Origin of the sequence: Olivibacter sp. SDN3, from assembly GCF_014334135.1 — a bacterium.
Taxonomy (GTDB): domain Bacteria; phylum Bacteroidota; class Bacteroidia; order Sphingobacteriales; family Sphingobacteriaceae; genus Olivibacter.
Genome location: NZ_CP060497.1, coordinates 1,836,131 through 1,854,898, shown reverse-complemented (window position 1 = coordinate 1,854,898; position 18,768 = coordinate 1,836,131). Strand labels below are relative to the sequence as shown.

Sequence of the window (18,768 nt, the reverse complement as noted above, 5' to 3'; positions counted from 1 at the left end):
ATCAGCCGCATCAGCAAAAAAGGCCAGGGAATTTCCCCTGGCCTTTTTTGCTGATTTCTTTTCAATAGTGAAGATGTTCCTTAAGGTGTTGATTTTGCGGTAGCTCTTCTACCCCCCTTTTTCACTTTGGCAGATTTAAAACGGGGCATTCCCATCGTGTTTATCTCGGGATTCCCCACCAATGTCATGGCACATCTAAAGCCGACCGTTGCAGATGACTCATCCTGCTGCATAAATCGACGAGTTGCTGGGTTAAGCCAGTAAGCGCGATCATTCCAGGAGCCCCCTTTATAAACCCTCGATTTATTGTTTACGAGTGTAGCGGTACCGTATAAAGAATCATTCACCGGATCGTTATATCCTCTCAAATCCGGATCGTAAGGTTTCATTCCGTCTCCTATCTGGGCATTCTGTTGCCCTTGCAGCTCTTCCCAGGTTTGCTTCCGAGGCGCTGGCGCATGCTCTTTGATAGGCCTTCCGTATTTATCTCTGGCATAAATGCCCCCCTCAGGATCCTCCAGCTTCTTGTTGACATATACATTTCCTCTAAAAGGATTAAAATCTTCAAAATCCTCGTACGTTAATTTTCTATAAACATCTCCAACCCATTCATTGACATTTCCAGCCATGTTGTACAGGCCAAAGTCATTTGGCTGATAAGAAATCACCGGCTTCGTAATATCACCTGCGTCATTCAAATAACCCGCTGTTCCCATATTATCTCCCGCTCCCAGTTTAAAATTAGCCATAATAAGTCCCTGAGTTCTCTTTCTGGCCGAACGAACGCCTAAGCCATCCCACGGATAAACGCGATACCCTTCGATATTTCCGTAAACCGTATTGCCGATCAAACCAAGTGCAGCATATTCCCATTCGGCTTCCGTAGGCAAGCGATAAGGCTGCTTAAGAAAGCCATCTTCGAGGCGCACAGGCCTACGTGCATCTTTGGCGGCGCCAGGTCTTAAATCCTTTGGCATATTCTTGCCATCAACACCTTCGCCCCTATATTGTCCGTTAAGGTAAATATCTGTATTGAAAGGTAGTGCTTCTCCTGTTCCGCTCTCTGTTGCCTTACGCTTATAATCGATGAGTACCCCCTTAGCTCGAAGAATCTCCTCATTTACCCGATCGGTGCGCCATACACAATAATCATTTGCCTGTTCCCAAGTAACTCCCACCACCGGATAGTCTTGATAAGCAGGATGTCTTAAATAGTTGTCGACATATGGCTCATTATAGGAAAGCGGATTTCTCCATACCAATGTATCCGGTAATGCATTGTAATAGAGTTCCCGATCTTCGGGAAAGTTCTGGTTGAGCCAATAGAGGTATTCCAACCAATCTACATTGGACACTTCCGTTTCATCCATATAAAACGAAGCTACCGTAACCCGCCGCTTTCTGTTATCATTTTCATAGCCTAGGTCTTCAGTCAGACTCCCACCCATAACAAATGTTCCTCCCTCAATGATCACCAGTCCTGGCCCCGGACCAGGATTCACTTTTCTATTCACCTGAAAACCTCCATTATGGGGATCGTTATACTTCATTCCGGTTTTCGACGATCGGCTACCCATTCCATTTTTTTTACTGCATCCGAAAAATGCGAGGAAAAAAAAACAGCTGACACTTATTAAAAAAGTAAAATTCTTATCCATAAACCTATACAAATACACACTGTAATCAAAATTAGCACATTCAAACTACTACAGCAACCAAAGGAACCAACAGCAACCTTGAACAGCAAAGAGCTTGAAGCTGTTTATTTGATTTTTTTTTTTAGCGGCAATTTGATATGTTTGAAAAAAGTGTTTCAAATGGTTGTTTGAAGCGATATTTTAGTATAATTTATTTTTCTCGGGATTCGTGGAACATCGTCGGAAAGCATTATCTAAGCAAAACAATGAACAAACTGAACAGGTTTTTGTCGTATTAGTTCACTCAACTGACCTTAACAGTCTAAACAGCACTACAAAATTTAATATTTATACACATATGAAAATAAAAGTTGGCTTCGGATTTGACGTACATCAGTTACGTGATCAGCATCCCTTTGTTTTAGGTGGTGTTACGCTGGACCATCACGCTGGTGCTTATGGTCACTCGGATGCTGATGTCTTGGCGCATGCCATTTGTGACGCGATATTGGGAGCTGCCAATTTAGAAGATATTGGTTACCATTTCCCTAATACTGATGAGCGGTGGAAGGGGATCAGCAGCATGGTATTATTGAAAGAGTGTATGGTGCTCTTACACGCAAAGGGTTGGGCTTTGGGAAATATAGATGCTATGCTCTGTTTGGAAGCCCCTAAGATAAAATCTTACATACCGGCAATGAAACAACATATTAGCGAAGCTACCGGGCTTGACGAAGACGACATTTCCATAAAAGCGACGACCAATGAGACGATGGGATTTATCGGTAGACAGGAGGGCGTTGTTGCTTATGCCGTATGTCTAATCAGCAAAGGGTAAGAGGAGCGCAACTGCTGGAGCTTAAATTATTTTTTCTCCGAAACCTGCGAAAAATCCATTCCACATTTACAATTAGAACCGCAAGCGTTTCCTTTTTTGGGTTTTACATTTGCATATAGCATTCTGCCCAAATAAACAGCCGCAGCAGCAAACAGTGCGAAAACAAGTATTGATTGCGTATCCATATGTACAAAGGTAAGAAATTATCTTCTGCTCCCATGTCATTTATAATCAATAAATAAGCGATCAACTATCGAAGTAATAAAAAAAACGCTAAGGTAAAAAAATCTCAATCGGAATAATTACCTTTGCGCAAATTTTCATTTGTGGTGTACTGCCATAATACGAATGTAAGTTAAACTGCAAAAAGCAGTTTATCAGGAATTAAGAAATAAGTAATTGCTTAATGCAGAAAATTAGAAACATTGCGATCATCGCACACGTTGACCATGGAAAAACGACCTTGGTTGACAAAATTTTACACTTCACGAATCTATTTCGTGAAAATGAGCAAACCGGAGAACTCATACTCGACAATAACGATCTAGAGCGTGAGCGCGGTATTACGATTGTATCTAAAAACGTTGCTGTACGTTATCAAGATGTTAAAATAAATATTATTGACACCCCTGGTCACGCCGATTTCGGAGGTGAGGTTGAACGTGTCTTAAAAATGGCTGATGGTGTAATACTCTTAGTAGACGCTTTTGAAGGCCCTATGCCCCAAACCCGTTTTGTAACCCAAAAAGCTTTAGGTTTAGGTCTGAAACCCATTGTGGTCGTTAATAAGGTAGATAAGGAAAACTGCCGCCCGGAGGAAGTTTATGAGCAGGTTTTTGAATTGTTCTTCAACCTCGATGCTACCGAAGAACAATTGGATTTCCCTGTATTATACGGTTCATCAAAAATGGGTTGGATGTCAACCGACTGGAAACAGCCTACAGAAGATTTCACTGCTTTACTAGAAGCTATTTTGGAACATATTCCGTCTGCGCCTTATAACGAGGGAACTTTACAGATGCAAATTACTTCCTTAGATTATTCGTCTTTTGTGGGACGGATTGCCATTGGACGTGTGGCAAGAGGTGTCGTCAAAGAAAATCAGCCTATTTCACTAATGAAACGTGACGGCAAGGTTGTAAAATCTCGCGTAAAAGAGCTTTATACTTTCGAAGGTTTAGGTAAAGTAAAAGTACAGGAAGTATCAGCGGGCGATATCTGCGCGGTAGTAGGAATAGAAGGATTTGAGATTGGTGACACTATAGCAGATTTTGAAAACCCTGAACAGCTGGAGGTGATCCACATTGATGAGCCCACGATGAATATGCTATTCACGATCAACAATTCACCTTTCTTTGGAAAAGAAGGCAAATATGTTACTTCCCGTCATTTGCATGACCGCTTGCAAAAGGAGATGGAGAAAAACCTAGCGTTAAAAGTACTTCCTACGGATTCTGCCGATGCTTTTTTAGTATACGGAAGAGGTATTCTGCATTTGTCTGTTCTCATCGAAACCATGCGTAGGGAAGGTTATGAATTGCAGGTGGGCCAGCCACAGGTTATCTTAAAAGAGATTGATGGTGTTAAATGCGAACCGATTGAAACCTTGGTGGTAGATGTGCCTGCTGAGGTGTCGGGTAAAGTCATCGAGTTGGTTACTCAACGTAAAGGCGAGTTACTCATTATGGAAACAAAAGGTGACATGCAGCATTTGGAGTTTGAAATTCCTTCACGGGGTATTATTGGTTTAAGAAACAATGTACTTACGGCAACTGCCGGTGAAGCCGTTATGGCCCATCGTATCAAAGATTATCAACCATGGAAGGGATCTATTCCTGGCCGTTTGGCAGGCGTTCTGGTTTCTATGGAAAAAGGGCAAACAACTGCTTACTCTATTGATAAGTTGCAGGACAGAGGTCGTTTCTTTGTTGATCCGGGAGTAGATATCTATGAAGGTCAGATTGTGGGAGAGCACACACGAGATAATGACTTAGTAGTGAATATCGTGAAAGGTAAGCAGCTGACAAACATGCGCGCTTCGGGCAGTGATGACAATACCCGTATTGCACCCGCCATTAAATTCTCTTTAGAGGAAGCCATGGAATATATCCAGGCGGATGAGTACATCGAGGTAACGCCTCAGCATGTTCGTTTACGCAAGATATATCTTACAGAAAATGAGCGTAAAGTAAACGCTAAGAAATTTCAATAACAATTTTTTTTCATAAAAAAGGCAGCGTTCGCTGCCTTTTTTTGTTAATTGCATAGACATCATTACCACAGAATACCTATGCAAACGAACAAACGATTAAAACCTCCTATTTTCTCTACAAGGTATGTAGCCTTAAATAAACTACGTGACGAAACACTACGCATGGTTAAACGCCTGTCTGTCGCAAAAAATCATCCATTAACACTTATCGATTTCGGTTGTGGCGAAAAGCCCTATTACGATATCATTAATCCACTAGTTGATCAGTATATTGGTGTTGATCTATCCATTAATCCCTTAGCAGACCACCATATTGATCTTGATAGTAAAACAACACTACCGGATCAATCTGCAGATATTATATTATCCAACCAAGTCTTGGAGCATGTCGATTCGCCGGAAGGGTATTTGAAAGAGGCCTGGCGGTTGCTGAAACCTGGAGGAACACTTATTTTATCAACCCATGGCTATTGGTATTACCACCCTACCCCCAATGATTATTGGCGGTGGACAAGTGCCGGCCTAAGAAAGTTAATCGAGGAGCAACATTTTGATATTGACCAGTTTATAGGTTTATTAGGTCTATCGGCCAGTGGGCTCCAACTGTTCCAAGATGCCCTGACAAATAAACTACCTAAATTCCTACATGGTATAACAGCCGTTGTTATGCAGAGCATGATTTATTTATTCGATAAGATACACACGCAGCAGCAGCGTAACCGAGATGCCTCAATTTATGTTGTTTTTGCAAAAAAAGCCCTTTAACTTTACCCCTTATATATTCAACAAGATGTCTGAGCCATTAAAAGAAGAAGCTATTGTCTCTTATTATAATACGGTTGTCCAAACGAAACTCCATAACTATCTCTATGGTAATCCTCGAGTAGATGAAGCATGGAAAACCATCGTTAACTATAAGCCAACCCCCTCCAGGCCGTTGAGAATTTTGGAGGTAGGCTGCGGGGTCGGTGCTATTTGCCATCGTATGCATGAGAAATGGCCAACTGCTAGCATCACCGGGATAGATATCAGCTCACGCTCCATAGAAATTGCCAATAAGCTTTTTTCAAATAGTAAAACTAAATTTATTGAAGGTATATTAACACCCGATACGGTGGATGGAAAGTTTGATCTCATCATTTTTATGGATGTTTATGAACATATTGCGGTAGCGGATAGACCTGTAGTACATGCTGCCATCAAAAAATTACTGGACAATAAGGGCCGTCTGATCCTATCAGTACCCACTCCCCATAATCTAAAATGGTCTGCCGTACATAAACCTGAGACCATGCAGCCAGTTGATGAACACATATCGCTTGCAGTTATCAACACTTTGGCCCTGGACACCGACACTGAAGTGCTTTTATATCAAATAAAAGACATTTGGAATGTGGGTGATTATGCGCATATTGTATTTGAAAAAAATAACGATTTTGAACAAGCTTTTTTTAATCCTAAACCAGTAAGTATAGGTTATAAGGTTATCCGGGGAATCAAACGAGTTCGACAGCAGGTATTAGGTAAAATAAGGGAATCGAAGGCGAAACGAAAACTAGGCTAAATATGGATGTTTTCAAACTGTGCATTATTAAACCCAACAAATCCAGTTACTCTGAAACCTTTATCCAAACGCAAATAGATTTGCTTCAAGGCGAAAAGCATGTGCTCTATGGCGGTGATTTCCCCTTATACAAACCAGATGGCACCTTTTTAATTCGGCGCCGTTTAGGCATCTTAATTTATCTCTTTCAAAAGCGGTTACTTCGGAAGAAGGATATTCCCGTCAGAAACGATGCTTTGATCAGTTATTTAAAAACCAACCGAATAGCTGTTGTTCTTGCAGAATACGGAACTGTTGGGGCGATGGTTGCCAAAGCCTGTAGGGCAGCACAAGTGCCGCTGGTTATACACTTTCATGGGGTAGATGCCCATAGATATCGCTTGCTGGACGAGTTCAAGCCTTTCTATAAGGAAGCTTTCACCTATGCCGCAGCTATTATTGCGGTATCTGGTGATATGCGTGACAACCTGATCAAGCTGGGGGCCGATCCGGGCAAGGTACATTTAATCCCCTATGGTGTCAATACTGACCTATTCCAGCAAGTTAGGCCTTCTGCCAATCTTCATTTTCTATCTGTTGGCAGACTGGTAGAAAAGAAAGCCCCGTTAACTACGATAGCTGCTTTTGACCAGGTTGTTACGCGTTTCCCGAACGCCCAGTTACGGATGGTGGGAGACGGACCGCTCTTAAAGCCGGCAAAAGCACTGGTTAAGCAATTAGGTATACAGGAAAACGTTATCTTTACCGGAGTTTTGCAGCGGCAGGCAATTCTAGCGTTAATGAGCGATACGTACTGTTACGTTCAACATTCGGTAACTGCCGCCGATGGCGATATGGAAGGAACACCCAACACCATTTTGGAAGCCTCAGCGGTAGGACTACCCATTATCAGCACTAAACATGCCGGCATTAAAGAAGCGGTTACGGAAGGTGTAACGGGCTTTCTGGTGGATGAATACGATGAACAAGGTATGGCAGACCGTATGATAGCGATAGCTTCTTCCCGTGAAATGGCTGAAAAACTGGGGGAGGCAGCAAGACAGCATATGTTAAAGCATTATCATATCTCGGAGCAAATAGCCAAACTCCAATCCATTTTACAGCAGGCTACACAACGATAATAGGGATGAATTTGATCAAGAAGCAGGGTATATTCAATAGTATTGCGCTTAACTTAGGTACCGCATTGGCTTTTGTGAACCTCGCGGTGGTGTTTCAACGAAGCTTAACTCTAGAAGAAATCGGCTTTTATAATATCCTGATCTCTGTTGTCATTCTATACACACAATTTGCCACATTGGGTATCAGCAACGTGATTACCCGTTTTCTGCCTATTTTTAGAACAGCCGATAAAAAACATCATGGTTTCGCCAGTTATGTTTTTATCATCTGCACTGTTACTTTTACCCTTTTCAGTGTTTTCTTTTTTATCTTAAAAGATGAAGTAATTGCGTGGAAAGCCACAGATGACGCAGCATCGTTGATGGACACCTATTACCCCTACTTTTTCCCCATCGCCGTTTGCGCCACGTTGTTCTTAATACAGGAATCATTTGCACGTACGGTCTTTAAAACCATCTTACCGTCTTTCTTGAGAGAAGTGGTGTTACGCCTGTTCAGTACATTTGGAGCTATCTTAATGTTATTCGGTTACCTGGGGTATAAAGGTTTCATTGACTTATACCTTATGGGAAATATCTTAATTCTACTGATCGTTACCGGCTATACCTACCGGATAAAGACTTATCGGTTTGGAGCAATAGAAGCCCCTGTAAAAAAGGAGTATACCCATATGCTCCGATTTGGTTTTTATTCGATGTTAGGTGGTAGCTCTTTTGCGCTTTTACAACATTTAGACATCCTGATACTAAAAGTTTTTACCGGCGAGGCAATGGTAGGGATTTACGCTACCTTTTTTTCTATGGCGCAAATCATCGCTCTTCCGTCGCGGGCATTGAACATTACGTCCTATCAAATCATTGCTAATGCCTGGAAAGAAAATGACCTAACGAAGATTGATAAAATTTATAAAAAAACCACTGTTATTCAATGCTTAGCGGGATGTTTACTCCTCGTGGGACTTATTGTCAACCGCGATAGCATTTTGACGCTATTAAAAAAACCAGAATACCCGGCCTATTTTGATCTCTTGATTATTGTTGGTTTGGCCTTTCTAGTTGACGCCGCCGGAGGCATTAACCAAGCGATCATCGGTTTCTCCAAACATTACCGGCTGGTGATGCTTTTTATGTTAGCTGCTGCTGTATTATGTGCGATCTTGAACTTACTGTTGATCCCGAGACTTGGCCTGGAGGGCGCTGCCTATAGTTATCTCTTGACCATGCTTTTTAACAATTTTAGTTTTTGGTTGTACCTCAAAGTAAGATACCATATGCAACCATTCAATGGTAAAATTTTACTGATCATCCTAACGGCAGCTATCAGTCTGATCTTGGGAATGGTGATACCATCCATGCCTCATTTCTTAATCGATATATGCGTTCGATCAGGAATCGTAACCCTCATGTTTGGTATATTAACATATTTATTCCGAATTTCACCGGATGTAAACGAAATGATCGATCAATATATTTTAAGAAAAACCACATAGCCGACCATCACATGCAGCACTTGGCCCCCATTGCTTTATTTGTATACAATCGCCCGGAGCACACCCGACGGACGATTAACTATCTTCAAGCTAATGTATTGGCGGAAGAATCCCGTCTATTTATTTTCTCAGATGCGGCAAAAACACCAAGTGATCAAGAGCAGGTAAACGAAATAAGGGCATTTGCTGTACAAATTAGCGGCTTTAAGTCGGTAAAGCTCATTAATCGGGAGCAAAATTTAGGGCTGGCGGCGTCGATTATTTCAGGTGTTAGCCAGTTAGTTAATGAATATGGTAAAGTTATTGTTTTTGAAGACGATCTACTTTCATCCCCCTATACACTGACTTACTTCAATGAGGCGCTTAAGCGCTATGCTCAAACGGAGCAAGTGATGCAAGTTGCGGCTTATATGTTTCCCTTAAAAAACAGTTCAGCGCTACCTGAAACTTTCTTTTTGCGTTCTACGAGCAGCTGGGGCTGGGCCACCTGGAAAAGAGCATGGGACCATTTTGACCCGGATATCGAGCATCTGTATAAACAATTTGATAAGAAAAAAATTTATCGCTTCACGGTAGATGGCACTATGAATTACTGGAAACAGTTGTTGGATTTCAGAAACAAAAGGAATAATTCGTGGGCAATCAGGTGGCATGCTACGGTTTTTCTAAAAGAAGGTCTGGTATTATACCCCGCCAAATCATTGATAGAAAATATTGGACATGACGGTTCTGGCGTACATTCGATCATCGAAGACACCTACCAGGTACATCCGTCGAGGAAAGAAATCTCGTCTTATCCGGACAGTGTACAAGAAAACCCACAGGTGGTGGAAGCTATTAAATATTTTTTCAAACACCGTAAAGGTTCGTGGATGAAGAGAGGTAAAAAATATATCATCAATCAATGGTTTCACCTAAAAAAGAAATTCGACATATGACCGTCGCTGTGGTAATTCCTATCTATAAAGAACTCGCGGAAGTCAATGAGCGGTATTCTTTTTGGCAGTGTACCGAAGTGTTGGTAAATCACCCCATCATCTTGGCTGTTCCGGCATCACTGAACACCTCTTATTATGAGGCGTTGACAGAAAAGCCACTGCATATTGTACGTTTCGACGACGCCTATTTTAAAAACATCAATACGTACAGTAAATTACTGACCAGCAAGCATTTTTATCGCAGATTTGATACTTATGATTTTATATTGTTGTACCAATTGGATGCCTGGGTATTTAAGGATGAGTTAGCTCATTGGACCACGCAGGGATACGACTACATAGGTGCCCCTTGGTTGGAACCACCTCCCATCAGCTCCGGAAAGAAACCCATTATCAATTTATCGAAGTGGTTGAACAATAAAGTAGGTAATGGAGGTCTATCCTTAAGAAAAGTAAAAAGCCATATAAAATGGTGCTGGTGGGTTAGTTTCGTGTTCCGGTTATTACCAAAAAATGAAGATATGCTGTGGACGCTTTTCGTACCTTTTAAAAAGCCAGACATAAAAACGGCATTATCATTTGCTTTCGAAAGAAATCCCGGTAAATCCTTTGTGCTTACCGAAAAACGACTGCCTTTCGGCTGCCACGCTTGGGAGAAATATGAAAGTGATTTCTGGAGAAAATATATAAAAAAACATTAAGAACAACACGTTATCGTTTTTATAAATGAGCCATACGTCAAATTTCCAACCTGTATTAAGTATTATAACTATTGTTTACAACAATGTAACTGATATCGAACGAACGATTCGTTCCATAGTTGCACAGGACTATCCACACATCGAGTATATCGTTGTAGATGGTGCTTCTACTGACGGCACGCTGGAAATTATCTATAACTATCAAAAACACATCGCCAAAGTCCTTAGCGAAAAAGACGAGGGCATATACGATGCGATGAACAAAGGCCTTAGGTTGGCCGATGGAGACTATATATTATTTATGAATTCCGGAGACGAGTTATATGCACCAAATACGGTCAGCAGTGTTTTCCAAACAGCATCCGACGCAGATATTTATTATGGAGAAACAGAGATGATTGATGAAAAAGGTGTAAGCTTGGGACGAAGACGGCATAAGGCCCCCGAAAAGTTTACCTGGAAAAGTTTTAAATATGGGATGTCTATCAGTCACCAAGCCATTTACATAAAAAAAACCATATGTGGCTTTTACGATACCCGTTACCAGTTAAGCGCCGATATAGACTGGATTTTGACTGCGGCCAAAAAAGCTGATCATATTGTAAATACCCATCGCTATGTAGCCAAATATTTAGTGGGAGGAATGTCTAAAAAGCGGCACTTTAAAAGTTTAAAAGAACGATTTCATATCTTAACCAAACATTATGGTCTAATGTCCAACCTCCTAAACCACCTTGTTATTACTTTTAATCTCGCCTGCTATTATAGCAAACATGGGAAGACCAACGATTAATCGGTGAACGACTAATCGTTGGTAGTTAAATTTCAAAGGGTTACTTACCGTTTTACTGTACGATTCTCTCGCCATATGGCAAAAGCCAGCGCTAAAATCAACACGAGAGATGCGACAAGGGAAATATTCTCGCCCATGAAATAAGATTTTGGCTCAAATTTAAACTCCACCTGGTGGTTTCCTCCAGGTAGTTGCGCTGCCCTGAGCACATAATTGGCCCGTAAAATGGGCACTTCATTTCCGTCGACAAATGCTTTCCATCCTTTGTCGTACCATACTTCAGAAAATACCGCCATTACATCATTAGGAGCAGAATATTCATATATCAAATGATCCGGCCGATAGCTTGTCAAGTCAATGCTGGCATTTGATGCCTTACCTAATCGCTTTTCGTCGATCTTACCTTTAAACTCTTCATGAATAAACGCTTCCTTTTTGGGATCGAAGCTATCGATCGCATTCATTTCTTCCTCATTATTCTTCACGAAGGTTACCCGGTCTACAAACCATGCATTTCCTGCTGCTTGGTCTCTTCTTCTAATACTCTCCGAAGTACCCTCCCTATTATTGGTTATGAGATAGCGGGTATTCAACATATCCAATACGTCCTCATTGATCGATTTCCCAAACTGCCTTTCCAATAATTCCTGGTAGCGCATGAGTTTGGCGGCATGATAACCGCCAATATTTTTATGGAAGTAAGAAGGAGAAGCGTTGTTAAACGGATCAACAGTTAAATCAAGCACACGGTAATCTTCACTTTTATCCATAAGAACGAGGTTATCAACCTCTCTTGCTTTAAAAAATGCTTGCTGTGCCTGTGATTGTTCAACGAAACTTTCTTTATTCAGGTAACGTCTATCAACAGACCAAAGGTCTACAGCAATCAATACACCTAAAGCAATAATCGCTGTTTGCGCTTTCAGTTTATTTTTGGCAAGCATCCATGTCACACCGGCAGCAAGTAAAACAAAGATCAGTGAGCGGAAGGCATCACTGCGAGCCATACCGATTCGATCTTGCACAAGGGCATTGGCGATTTCCTGTGCAAAACCGTTATCCTGTACCTGTTGCCCCAAAGACTGCACCCATTGCTGATGATCGTTTGTTTGGAAACTGAAAAACAATTCAGGCAAAGCCCAAACGAAGAAGGCAATACCACCAAGGATGCTAAAAGAGTAGATAATCTTTTTATCAAGCTTTTCGATATTTTTGCCGCGCTGTATAATTTCGTTGACGGCCAGCACTGCTAATATGGGAATTAAAAAAGACGCTACGACCAAGGTAGACTCCACCGCTCGGAATTTATTGTAGAGTGGGAAATAATCGAAAAACAGATCGGATATCAACGGAAAATGTCTCCCCCAGGATAAGCAGATACTCAGTAAGGTTGCTCCCAATAGCCACCATTTCATCCGGCCCTTCACTATAAACAATCCTAACACAAAGAGAAACAGCACCGCAGCACCGAAGTACCATGGACCTGCGGTTCCCACGGGAAGAGGTTTGTCTCCCCAATAAATAGGAATGCCTGCGTTCATGGCCTGTTCGGCAGAAAGCCCCCTACTCATCAGCAATTTCACCAGATTAGCATTAGGACTTAACTTTCTATTAGTAGCACCTCCATAAGCATCCGGAATTAAAAAGGTGATACTCTCTCCAACCCCCTGACTCCATGCGTAAGCATATTCGCGACTTACACCAGACTGTGCAGAACCTTTGGTATCGGAAGAGATATTGGATTTTCCACGGATAGACTCCTGGCTATATTCATAGGTGGTCCATAGTAGGCCAGCGTTTACTGCGAGAGCCAAGACAGCCGCCCCCGACATGCAGGCAAATGCTTTGAAGAATGCCTGCAGCTTTTTTTCTTTAATAGCGTGATATAACTCTATACCCAGTAAAATCAACAGGGCAATAAACAAGTAATAAGTGGTTTGAATATGATTCACCCTAATTTGCAACGCCAAGGATAAGGCCAGGACCGATGCGCCCAGTAAATATTTACCCCTCAATGTTAGCAATATACCGGCAACTACCGGAGCAAACAGGGCTATTGCATAGGCCTTACTCGCATGACCAGCTTCGATATAGATAAAGTTATAAGATGTAAAAGCAAAAGCTATAGCGCCCACCGCCGCCAACCAGGGCCTTACCCGTAGTACATTAAAAAGCAGATAGGCCCCCAGAAGATACAATAACACTACGTCAATAGGATAAGGCACAGCACCTTTAATTCCTGCCATAATATGGGTACCTATATTTTTTGGAAAATAAACCCATATCTGATAAGACGGCATTCCGCCAAACATAGCATTCGTCCAAAGCGGACCTTTCCCATCTTCCTTTTTGAAATCCATGATTTCCTTCTGCATAGCTTGAGCTTGAGTAACATCACTCTGTATAAGCACTTTACCTTGCCATGCAGGAGAAAAATAAACAAAACAAATAGCGATAAAAATGCCTATAATGGCAAAATGGACTGCGTTTCGGTTGAACCAATTCTTCATTCTTTTCTTTACTTAAGCTTAAGGTTCAAACCTATTACAAAAAAATGATATTTCGAACTTTTAACCGTTGAAATATCATTTTTATTAAGCATTTCCGTTATAAATGATGAAATGGTTCTAAGTGGGATTATTTGATCTCTTCGAAATCAACAAACTCTCCAACTTTTCCATTGGAAGAGGACATGCTATTTTTCTGGTTTTTTGGAGGGACGTAATCAATTCGTATTTTCCCATCGGGTCTGGGACTGCTATCTCGGGTATAAGCACCGGTTTGCCGCTCATATTGCCTATGGGCTTCCTTCTGCACCTTACCTACAAATTTGGCCATCAGGTACGGAAGCAATAGTCTGACTATTATTCTTAACACCCATAAAACCAATATTGTAATCAATAAGACCTTTAACAACCCCATTTATTTCTCTTTTTTATTTAATAAACATACACCTAAAATAAAAAATCCAAGGCGTTATAGACAAACTTACGTAAATATTAAGAAAAAAGTATACTCCGCATAAACTAAACCCCGTTATTGACAAAAAGTTTACGATTCTTTAGCTTTTAATATAGCCTGAGTAAGGTCATTGGGATGCTGTGTTCCTACAACATAGATCAGCCCGTCACGATCGGTAAGAAACACTGCACATTTACCCCCCGCATGAAAGCGAATCTTGCCCTTTTGATGCAAGTTATATACCGGGCTATTGATCAGGTAAGGGCTATATTGTGCATTTTCGACCTTCACAATACTGTTTAAATCTATTTTCACCAAGCGGGTGGTCCAAAGACCCTGTAGAATTACACTTTTATTCACAACGGTTATTCGGTAATGCAACATGTACATCATGACAACGGAAACCAAAATAATAATGCATCCCACCAATAAAAATAATTGGTTATTACGCTCCCTATCAGAACTAACGTAATAAGCTGCAAAGCAGAATAATGCCATCACCAAACGTACGCTTACCCAGCCACGATCGCGTCCCAGGTATTGGTTCTCCAAAAATAATGGTTTATCTTGCTCTTCCATTCTATTATATACATTCTAAGATAATAACTTTTTTTGTTTTTCCTGTAATCTTATAATTATCGTTTATACGGTAAGGAGCTACCCAGAGCACATCGCCGTTACCGTTTACAACAATCGGTATCCGCTCTTTATCATTACGCGGCACTTTCAAAGCAATAAAGAAATCACTTAGTTTTTTCTTACCCCGCATACCTAAAGGTTGAAAGCTGTCACCTCTTTGCCATCTCCTTATTTGCAAAGGGAATGTCAAATTATCTGCAGCAATCGTTACGACATGCCCACTTCTGCTAATGTTGTGCTCTTCTGTCCACTTGGCCGATAATGTATAATTACCAAACTGTACCTTTTCTCCCGGATGCAAAAAAACTGTTGACAGCTTTTCATCCCGAATTTTCTCCAAAATGAGCACTTCTCTATCAACTGTTAATTGATGGCTTTCAGAAAAAAAGCGTCTCCCTGACCGGTCAGCCTTCTTCCAAACGGTTTGTAGGTCATTTAACACATCAGCAGAAAAACCAAATGGTTTAAACAACTCATATAGCAAGGTGTTTAATGGCGACAGTTGTTGTAAGTTTTCCATACTGATTGCATATGTTCCGTAGCTGCGCTCAAAAAAAAGCTGTTTCCTTAAGGTGTCTGCGTAATTTTTCAACAGCTTGGTCAGCTCTTCAAATCGTTTGCTGTTTTCGATGAACGTTTTTTCCAAAGAAGGATTGATTTCCTTCAACCTGGGGATCACCTCTAAGCGTATTTTATTCCGTGTATATGCGGTAGAAAAGTTCGATTCATCGTCACGGTATTGCAAATTTAGATCAACAATTGCTTGATCAACTTCAGCTCTTGTTAAAAACAGTAGTGGGCGGATCAACCTTTGGCGTTTAGGCAAAATACCGTGTAAACCCGCTATGCCCGTGCCTCTTACAAGATTAAGTAAAACGGTCTCCACCGTATCATTTTGATGATGAGCTAAAGCTATATAGTGGTATTGGTGTTTTGTCCTTATTTTCTCAAACCAGTCATAGCGCAGTTCCCGAGCAGCCATTTCTATTGAAAGCTGACGTTCTTGAGCAAATTTATCAGTATCAAAGGCTGAAACATAAAAAGGAACGTTTAGCTTTTCGGCCAAATTCTTTACAAAAATTTCGTCATCATCTGCTGCTTGTCCACGTAACTTAAAGTTACAGTGTGCTATTCCAAAAACAAAAGACGAAGCCGCGAAGAGCTGTGTCAATAATACGGAATCCCGTCCTCCACTGACCGCTAACAGTATGCGTTCATTGGCATTAAACAACTGATTATCAGCAATAAAATTCAAGAATCTCTCCTGCAGCGTCATAATTCAAAGTTAGACAAAATAGTTTAACAAGAAAGTGGTGGCTCACCGTTCATGCGTAAGCACTTACCAGCGAACAGTTTGCCAAAATCCATTGAATCTCTAAAAGTTAAAATTTCTTAAAATATTATCCTAGACAAGTTATTTAGGTACCTTTGCAAGGTGAAGAATTGTTTCATTTTTATCGCTTGGGTATTTTTTATCCTCCCCTTTGCTGCAAAAGCACAGAAGGAGGTGAAACTGATTAGTTCAAGGGATTATGAAGCGCGAAAAGAATGGGGCGTAAACCGTTTTTACAAACCTGTATTTTTACACGAGGGTAGCACCTTATCTGCCGATAGTTCGGATTACAACCCTGCTGAGCGTTTTTTTGATGCTTTCGGGAATGTAGTCATTACCCAACCTAACGGCACGGTGGTTTACGCCGACAAATTGCATTACATTAAAGATACCAGAATAGCGATACTTACAAATAACGTACGGATGGTAGACCCAAAAGGGGCAGTTTTAACCACCAATCATCTGACTTACAACCTAAATACCAAAATAGGGAATTACACCAATGGGGGACGGATTGTCAATGAAACGGATACGTTGACCAGTAAAAATGGTCATTATTTCGAAAACACATCCGACGCATTTTTTAGATACGATGTAATCGTCAGAACTCCGGAGACCAATATTTTTACGGATACGCTGAAGTATAATTCACTTTCTAAGATGGCGTATTTTTACGGGCCAACAAATATTAAAGGTAAAGGTGGAGGTAATCTCTACACCGAAAATGGCGATTACCATACAGAGACCGATCGGGCAAGGTTTGGAAAAAACAACTTATATACAGAAGAAAGCAGATTTTTAAGGGGCGATAGCTTATATTATGATGGTAAGGCAGGGTATGGGCGCGCTATCAAAAACGTGGTATTCATAGACACTGTTCAGCAAGGTATACTTTACGGTCAAAAGGGCGTCTACCTCAAGAAAGATGAAAGTATTACCATGACGGAAGATGCCTATATGGTCATGATTACCAAAAATGACTCTACTGATAAACAAACTGTTACACCCGACAGTTTGTTGACGGATAGTTTAGCGACAGATAGCCTTGCAGTGCATGTTCAGGATAGTGATTCACTCTATGAAAAAAATAGCGAGCCGGCGGCTACCGATTCCGTGTATATGTCGGCCGATACCCTATACTCACGTGTTATCCTGCTGAAAGATTATGAACCGATTGTATTAAACTTGCAGCGGGATGGCGGAGATCTGGATGAAGATGAGGAAGAGGATTATAATGACGATTATGACGAGGGTATACCAGAGGAAGAAGGGGGTGGAGAAGCAATTCTTCCAACAGAAGTTACCGACAGCTTAGCAAATGACTCCACACAGGTTTCTAGCGTGGATAGTGTTGACCAAAAACCCCCTAAGGATATTTTAACTGACAGCTTACCGATAGTTGAGACCGACAGTACCGCCCATAAGAAAACGGAAGATCTTTCTGCCGATTCGCTGATGAAGATTGCTCTTGCAGACAGTTTACTGCAAAAGGAGGTTCCGGAGAAAATAACGGAAGAGGAAATTAGCAAAGCTGTTATTAAGACTACACAACTGCAGAATGATACACTTTTAAAAAGTGAACGAGAAAGGATAAGTCTCGAGCTGGCCGCGGATAGTTTATTACTGGACTCGGCCAATATCCCTATAGTAGGCCAGGCAGACAGCTCCCTTGCTCTGGCAAAAACGGCCGCCTCCAATGCACCCTTAATGGACTCAACGACACTTGACACTGCCAAAACGCGTATTGTCAAGGCCTATCATAATATGCGTATCTTTAAATCTGATCTGCAGGCCCGTGCTGATTCTGCTTACTATGGTTATGCCGATTCTATTATACGTTGTTACGGCAACCCAATGATATGGGCACAGGGCTCACAGCTATCTGGCGACACGATCTATATGCAGTTGAAAAACCAACGTTTAGATAATATGCTACTAAAAACCAATGCATTTATCGTAAGTACACAACTGGACTCGGTGAAGTTCAATCAAGTGAAGGGACGAAAAATAACCGGCTTTTTCACGGATAATAAACTTGAACGTATGTTTGTTGATGGCAATGCGGAAAGTATTTATTATACCATGGAGGCTGAGAAAATTTCGGGTATGACTAAAAGCATTGGCAGTAGAATAAAAATCCTGTTTAATAATAATGAAGTAGCGAGTATTGTCAATATCCGAAAAACGGAGACGAGCTACACGCCTGTAACCGCAATTGATGCCGACAAAGAGATATTACCTGGTTTTATCTGGAAGCCTAAAGATCGCCCGAAGAACAAAGAAGAAGTTATTAATCCGAGATTAGCAGGTGTTTCTGCAACACAAGATAGTTCTACATTAGATAGTAACATGATCGATTCCGTACATATTCTTGATTCGGAAGAAGATAACACAACTACTGAAGAGGTGGCGGAACCATCACCGCAACAGGAAGAGCTACCGGAGACAATTCTCCCCGAAAAAGAAGAAGCCCTTCCTCCAAAGCAAGAAGAAAAGAAAGCAAATTCCGAAGAGAAGAAAACGCAACCTTCGTTATAAGTA

Annotated in this window: 16 protein-coding genes; 10 read left to right on the top strand and 6 right to left on the bottom strand. The window is 41.2% G+C overall.

Features of this window, described 5'->3' with window-relative positions; all coding sequences use genetic code 11:
- Positions 1–80: 80 nt before the first annotated feature.
- Positions 81–1,658 carry an SUMF1/EgtB/PvdO family nonheme iron enzyme gene (locus H8S90_RS07565; protein WP_187341958.1) on the bottom strand — a complete coding sequence of 526 codons (1,578 nt, stop codon included), beginning with the start codon at positions 1,656–1,658 and terminating at the stop codon, positions 81–83.
- Between the two features lie 337 nt (positions 1,659–1,995).
- Here H8S90_RS07565 and ispF point away from each other — a divergent pair, with 337 nt between their 5' ends.
- Positions 1,996–2,475 carry a 2-C-methyl-D-erythritol 2,4-cyclodiphosphate synthase gene (ispF, locus tag H8S90_RS07560; RefSeq protein ID WP_187341957.1) on the top strand — a complete coding sequence of 160 codons (480 nt, stop codon included), beginning with the start codon at positions 1,996–1,998 and terminating at the stop codon, positions 2,473–2,475.
- Positions 2,476–2,501: 26 nt separating this feature from the next.
- Here ispF and H8S90_RS07555 read toward each other — a convergent pair whose 3' ends face one another.
- Positions 2,502–2,660 carry a FeoB-associated Cys-rich membrane protein gene (locus tag H8S90_RS07555; protein WP_187341956.1) on the bottom strand — a complete coding sequence of 53 codons (159 nt, stop codon included), beginning with the start codon at positions 2,658–2,660 and terminating at the stop codon, positions 2,502–2,504.
- A 221-nt stretch (positions 2,661–2,881) separates the two neighbouring features.
- Between H8S90_RS07555 and typA the strand changes: the two genes are divergently transcribed.
- The 8 genes from typA (at position 2,882) to H8S90_RS07515 (ending at position 11,294) form a co-directional block, all read left to right on the top strand.
- Positions 2,882–4,687 carry a translational GTPase TypA gene (typA, locus tag H8S90_RS07550; protein WP_187341955.1) on the top strand — a complete coding sequence of 602 codons (1,806 nt, stop codon included), beginning with the start codon at positions 2,882–2,884 and terminating at the stop codon, positions 4,685–4,687.
- A gap of 78 nt (positions 4,688–4,765) precedes the next feature.
- On the top strand, positions 4,766–5,452 hold the full coding sequence (locus H8S90_RS07545) for a class I SAM-dependent methyltransferase (protein ID WP_187341954.1): 687 nt from the start codon (positions 4,766–4,768) through the stop codon (positions 5,450–5,452).
- Positions 5,453–5,477: 25 nt separating this feature from the next.
- Positions 5,478–6,251, top strand: coding sequence for a bifunctional 2-polyprenyl-6-hydroxyphenol methylase/3-demethylubiquinol 3-O-methyltransferase UbiG (locus H8S90_RS07540; RefSeq protein WP_187341953.1), 774 nt, complete (start codon positions 5,478–5,480; stop codon positions 6,249–6,251).
- A 2-nt stretch (positions 6,252–6,253) separates the two neighbouring features.
- Positions 6,254–7,372: a glycosyltransferase gene (locus H8S90_RS07535; protein ID WP_187341952.1), complete on the top strand. Its 1,119-nt coding sequence runs from the start codon at positions 6,254–6,256 to the stop codon at positions 7,370–7,372.
- 5 nt (positions 7,373–7,377) lie between these two features.
- A complete protein-coding gene (locus H8S90_RS07530) occupies positions 7,378–8,862 on the top strand; it encodes an oligosaccharide flippase family protein (RefSeq protein ID WP_187341951.1) in 1,485 nt (494 codons plus the stop codon).
- An 11-nt stretch (positions 8,863–8,873) separates the two neighbouring features.
- Positions 8,874–9,800: a glycosyltransferase gene (locus H8S90_RS07525; protein ID WP_187341950.1), complete on the top strand. Its 927-nt coding sequence runs from the start codon at positions 8,874–8,876 to the stop codon at positions 9,798–9,800.
- Complete coding sequence (locus tag H8S90_RS07520; protein WP_187341949.1) at positions 9,767–10,501, top strand: DUF5672 family protein; 735 nt, start codon at positions 9,767–9,769, stop codon at positions 10,499–10,501. Before H8S90_RS07525 ends, H8S90_RS07520 begins: the two co-directional genes overlap by 34 nt.
- Before the next feature lie 25 nt (positions 10,502–10,526).
- Positions 10,527–11,294, top strand: a complete 768-nt coding sequence (locus tag H8S90_RS07515; protein ID WP_187341948.1) for a glycosyltransferase family 2 protein — start codon at positions 10,527–10,529, stop codon at positions 11,292–11,294.
- A 44-nt stretch (positions 11,295–11,338) separates the two neighbouring features.
- On the opposite strand, the gene H8S90_RS07510 is transcribed toward H8S90_RS07515, so the two are convergent.
- The 4 genes from H8S90_RS07510 to tilS form a co-directional block, all read right to left on the bottom strand.
- Positions 11,339–13,804, bottom strand: a complete 2,466-nt coding sequence (locus H8S90_RS07510) for a YfhO family protein (RefSeq protein WP_187341947.1) — start codon at positions 13,802–13,804, stop codon at positions 11,339–11,341.
- Positions 13,805–13,931: 127 nt separating this feature from the next.
- Complete coding sequence (locus H8S90_RS07505; RefSeq protein ID WP_187341946.1) at positions 13,932–14,216, bottom strand: DUF4834 family protein; 285 nt, start codon at positions 14,214–14,216, stop codon at positions 13,932–13,934.
- A gap of 129 nt (positions 14,217–14,345) precedes the next feature.
- Positions 14,346–14,834, bottom strand: coding sequence for a hypothetical protein (locus H8S90_RS07500; protein WP_187341945.1), 489 nt, complete (start codon positions 14,832–14,834; stop codon positions 14,346–14,348).
- A gap of 4 nt (positions 14,835–14,838) precedes the next feature.
- Positions 14,839–16,170 (bottom strand): tRNA lysidine(34) synthetase TilS, encoded by a 1,332-nt coding sequence (gene tilS, locus H8S90_RS07495; RefSeq protein ID WP_187341944.1) that lies wholly within the window; start codon positions 16,168–16,170, stop codon positions 14,839–14,841.
- Between the two features lie 159 nt (positions 16,171–16,329).
- On the opposite strand from tilS, the gene H8S90_RS07490 reads away from it, so the two are divergent.
- The gene (locus tag H8S90_RS07490; protein ID WP_255501855.1) at positions 16,330–18,765 is read left to right on the top strand and encodes an OstA-like protein; all 2,436 of its coding nucleotides are present in this window, start codon (positions 16,330–16,332) and stop codon (positions 18,763–18,765) included.
- Positions 18,766–18,768 lie beyond the last annotated feature (3 nt).

Coding starts and splice junctions, on each gene's coding strand:
- H8S90_RS07565 (WP_187341958.1), bottom strand. CDS start 1,658: ATGGATAAGAATTTTACTTTTTTAATAAGTGTCAGCTGTTTTTTTTTC.
- ispF (WP_187341957.1), top strand. CDS start 1,996: ATGAAAATAAAAGTTGGCTTCGGATTTGACGTACATCAGTTACGTGAT.
- H8S90_RS07555 (WP_187341956.1), bottom strand. CDS start 2,660: ATGGATACGCAATCAATACTTGTTTTCGCACTGTTTGCTGCTGCGGCT.
- typA (WP_187341955.1), top strand. CDS start 2,882: ATGCAGAAAATTAGAAACATTGCGATCATCGCACACGTTGACCATGGA.
- H8S90_RS07545 (WP_187341954.1), top strand. CDS start 4,766: ATGCAAACGAACAAACGATTAAAACCTCCTATTTTCTCTACAAGGTAT.
- H8S90_RS07540 (WP_187341953.1), top strand. CDS start 5,478: ATGTCTGAGCCATTAAAAGAAGAAGCTATTGTCTCTTATTATAATACG.
- H8S90_RS07535 (WP_187341952.1), top strand. CDS start 6,254: ATGGATGTTTTCAAACTGTGCATTATTAAACCCAACAAATCCAGTTAC.
- H8S90_RS07530 (WP_187341951.1), top strand. CDS start 7,378: ATGAATTTGATCAAGAAGCAGGGTATATTCAATAGTATTGCGCTTAAC.
- H8S90_RS07525 (WP_187341950.1), top strand. CDS start 8,874: ATGCAGCACTTGGCCCCCATTGCTTTATTTGTATACAATCGCCCGGAG.
- H8S90_RS07520 (WP_187341949.1), top strand. CDS start 9,767: ATGGTTTCACCTAAAAAAGAAATTCGACATATGACCGTCGCTGTGGTA.
- H8S90_RS07515 (WP_187341948.1), top strand. CDS start 10,527: ATGAGCCATACGTCAAATTTCCAACCTGTATTAAGTATTATAACTATT.
- H8S90_RS07510 (WP_187341947.1), bottom strand. CDS start 13,804: ATGAAGAATTGGTTCAACCGAAACGCAGTCCATTTTGCCATTATAGGC.
- H8S90_RS07505 (WP_187341946.1), bottom strand. CDS start 14,216: ATGGGGTTGTTAAAGGTCTTATTGATTACAATATTGGTTTTATGGGTG.
- H8S90_RS07500 (WP_187341945.1), bottom strand. CDS start 14,834: ATGGAAGAGCAAGATAAACCATTATTTTTGGAGAACCAATACCTGGGA.
- tilS (WP_187341944.1), bottom strand. CDS start 16,170: ATGACGCTGCAGGAGAGATTCTTGAATTTTATTGCTGATAATCAGTTG.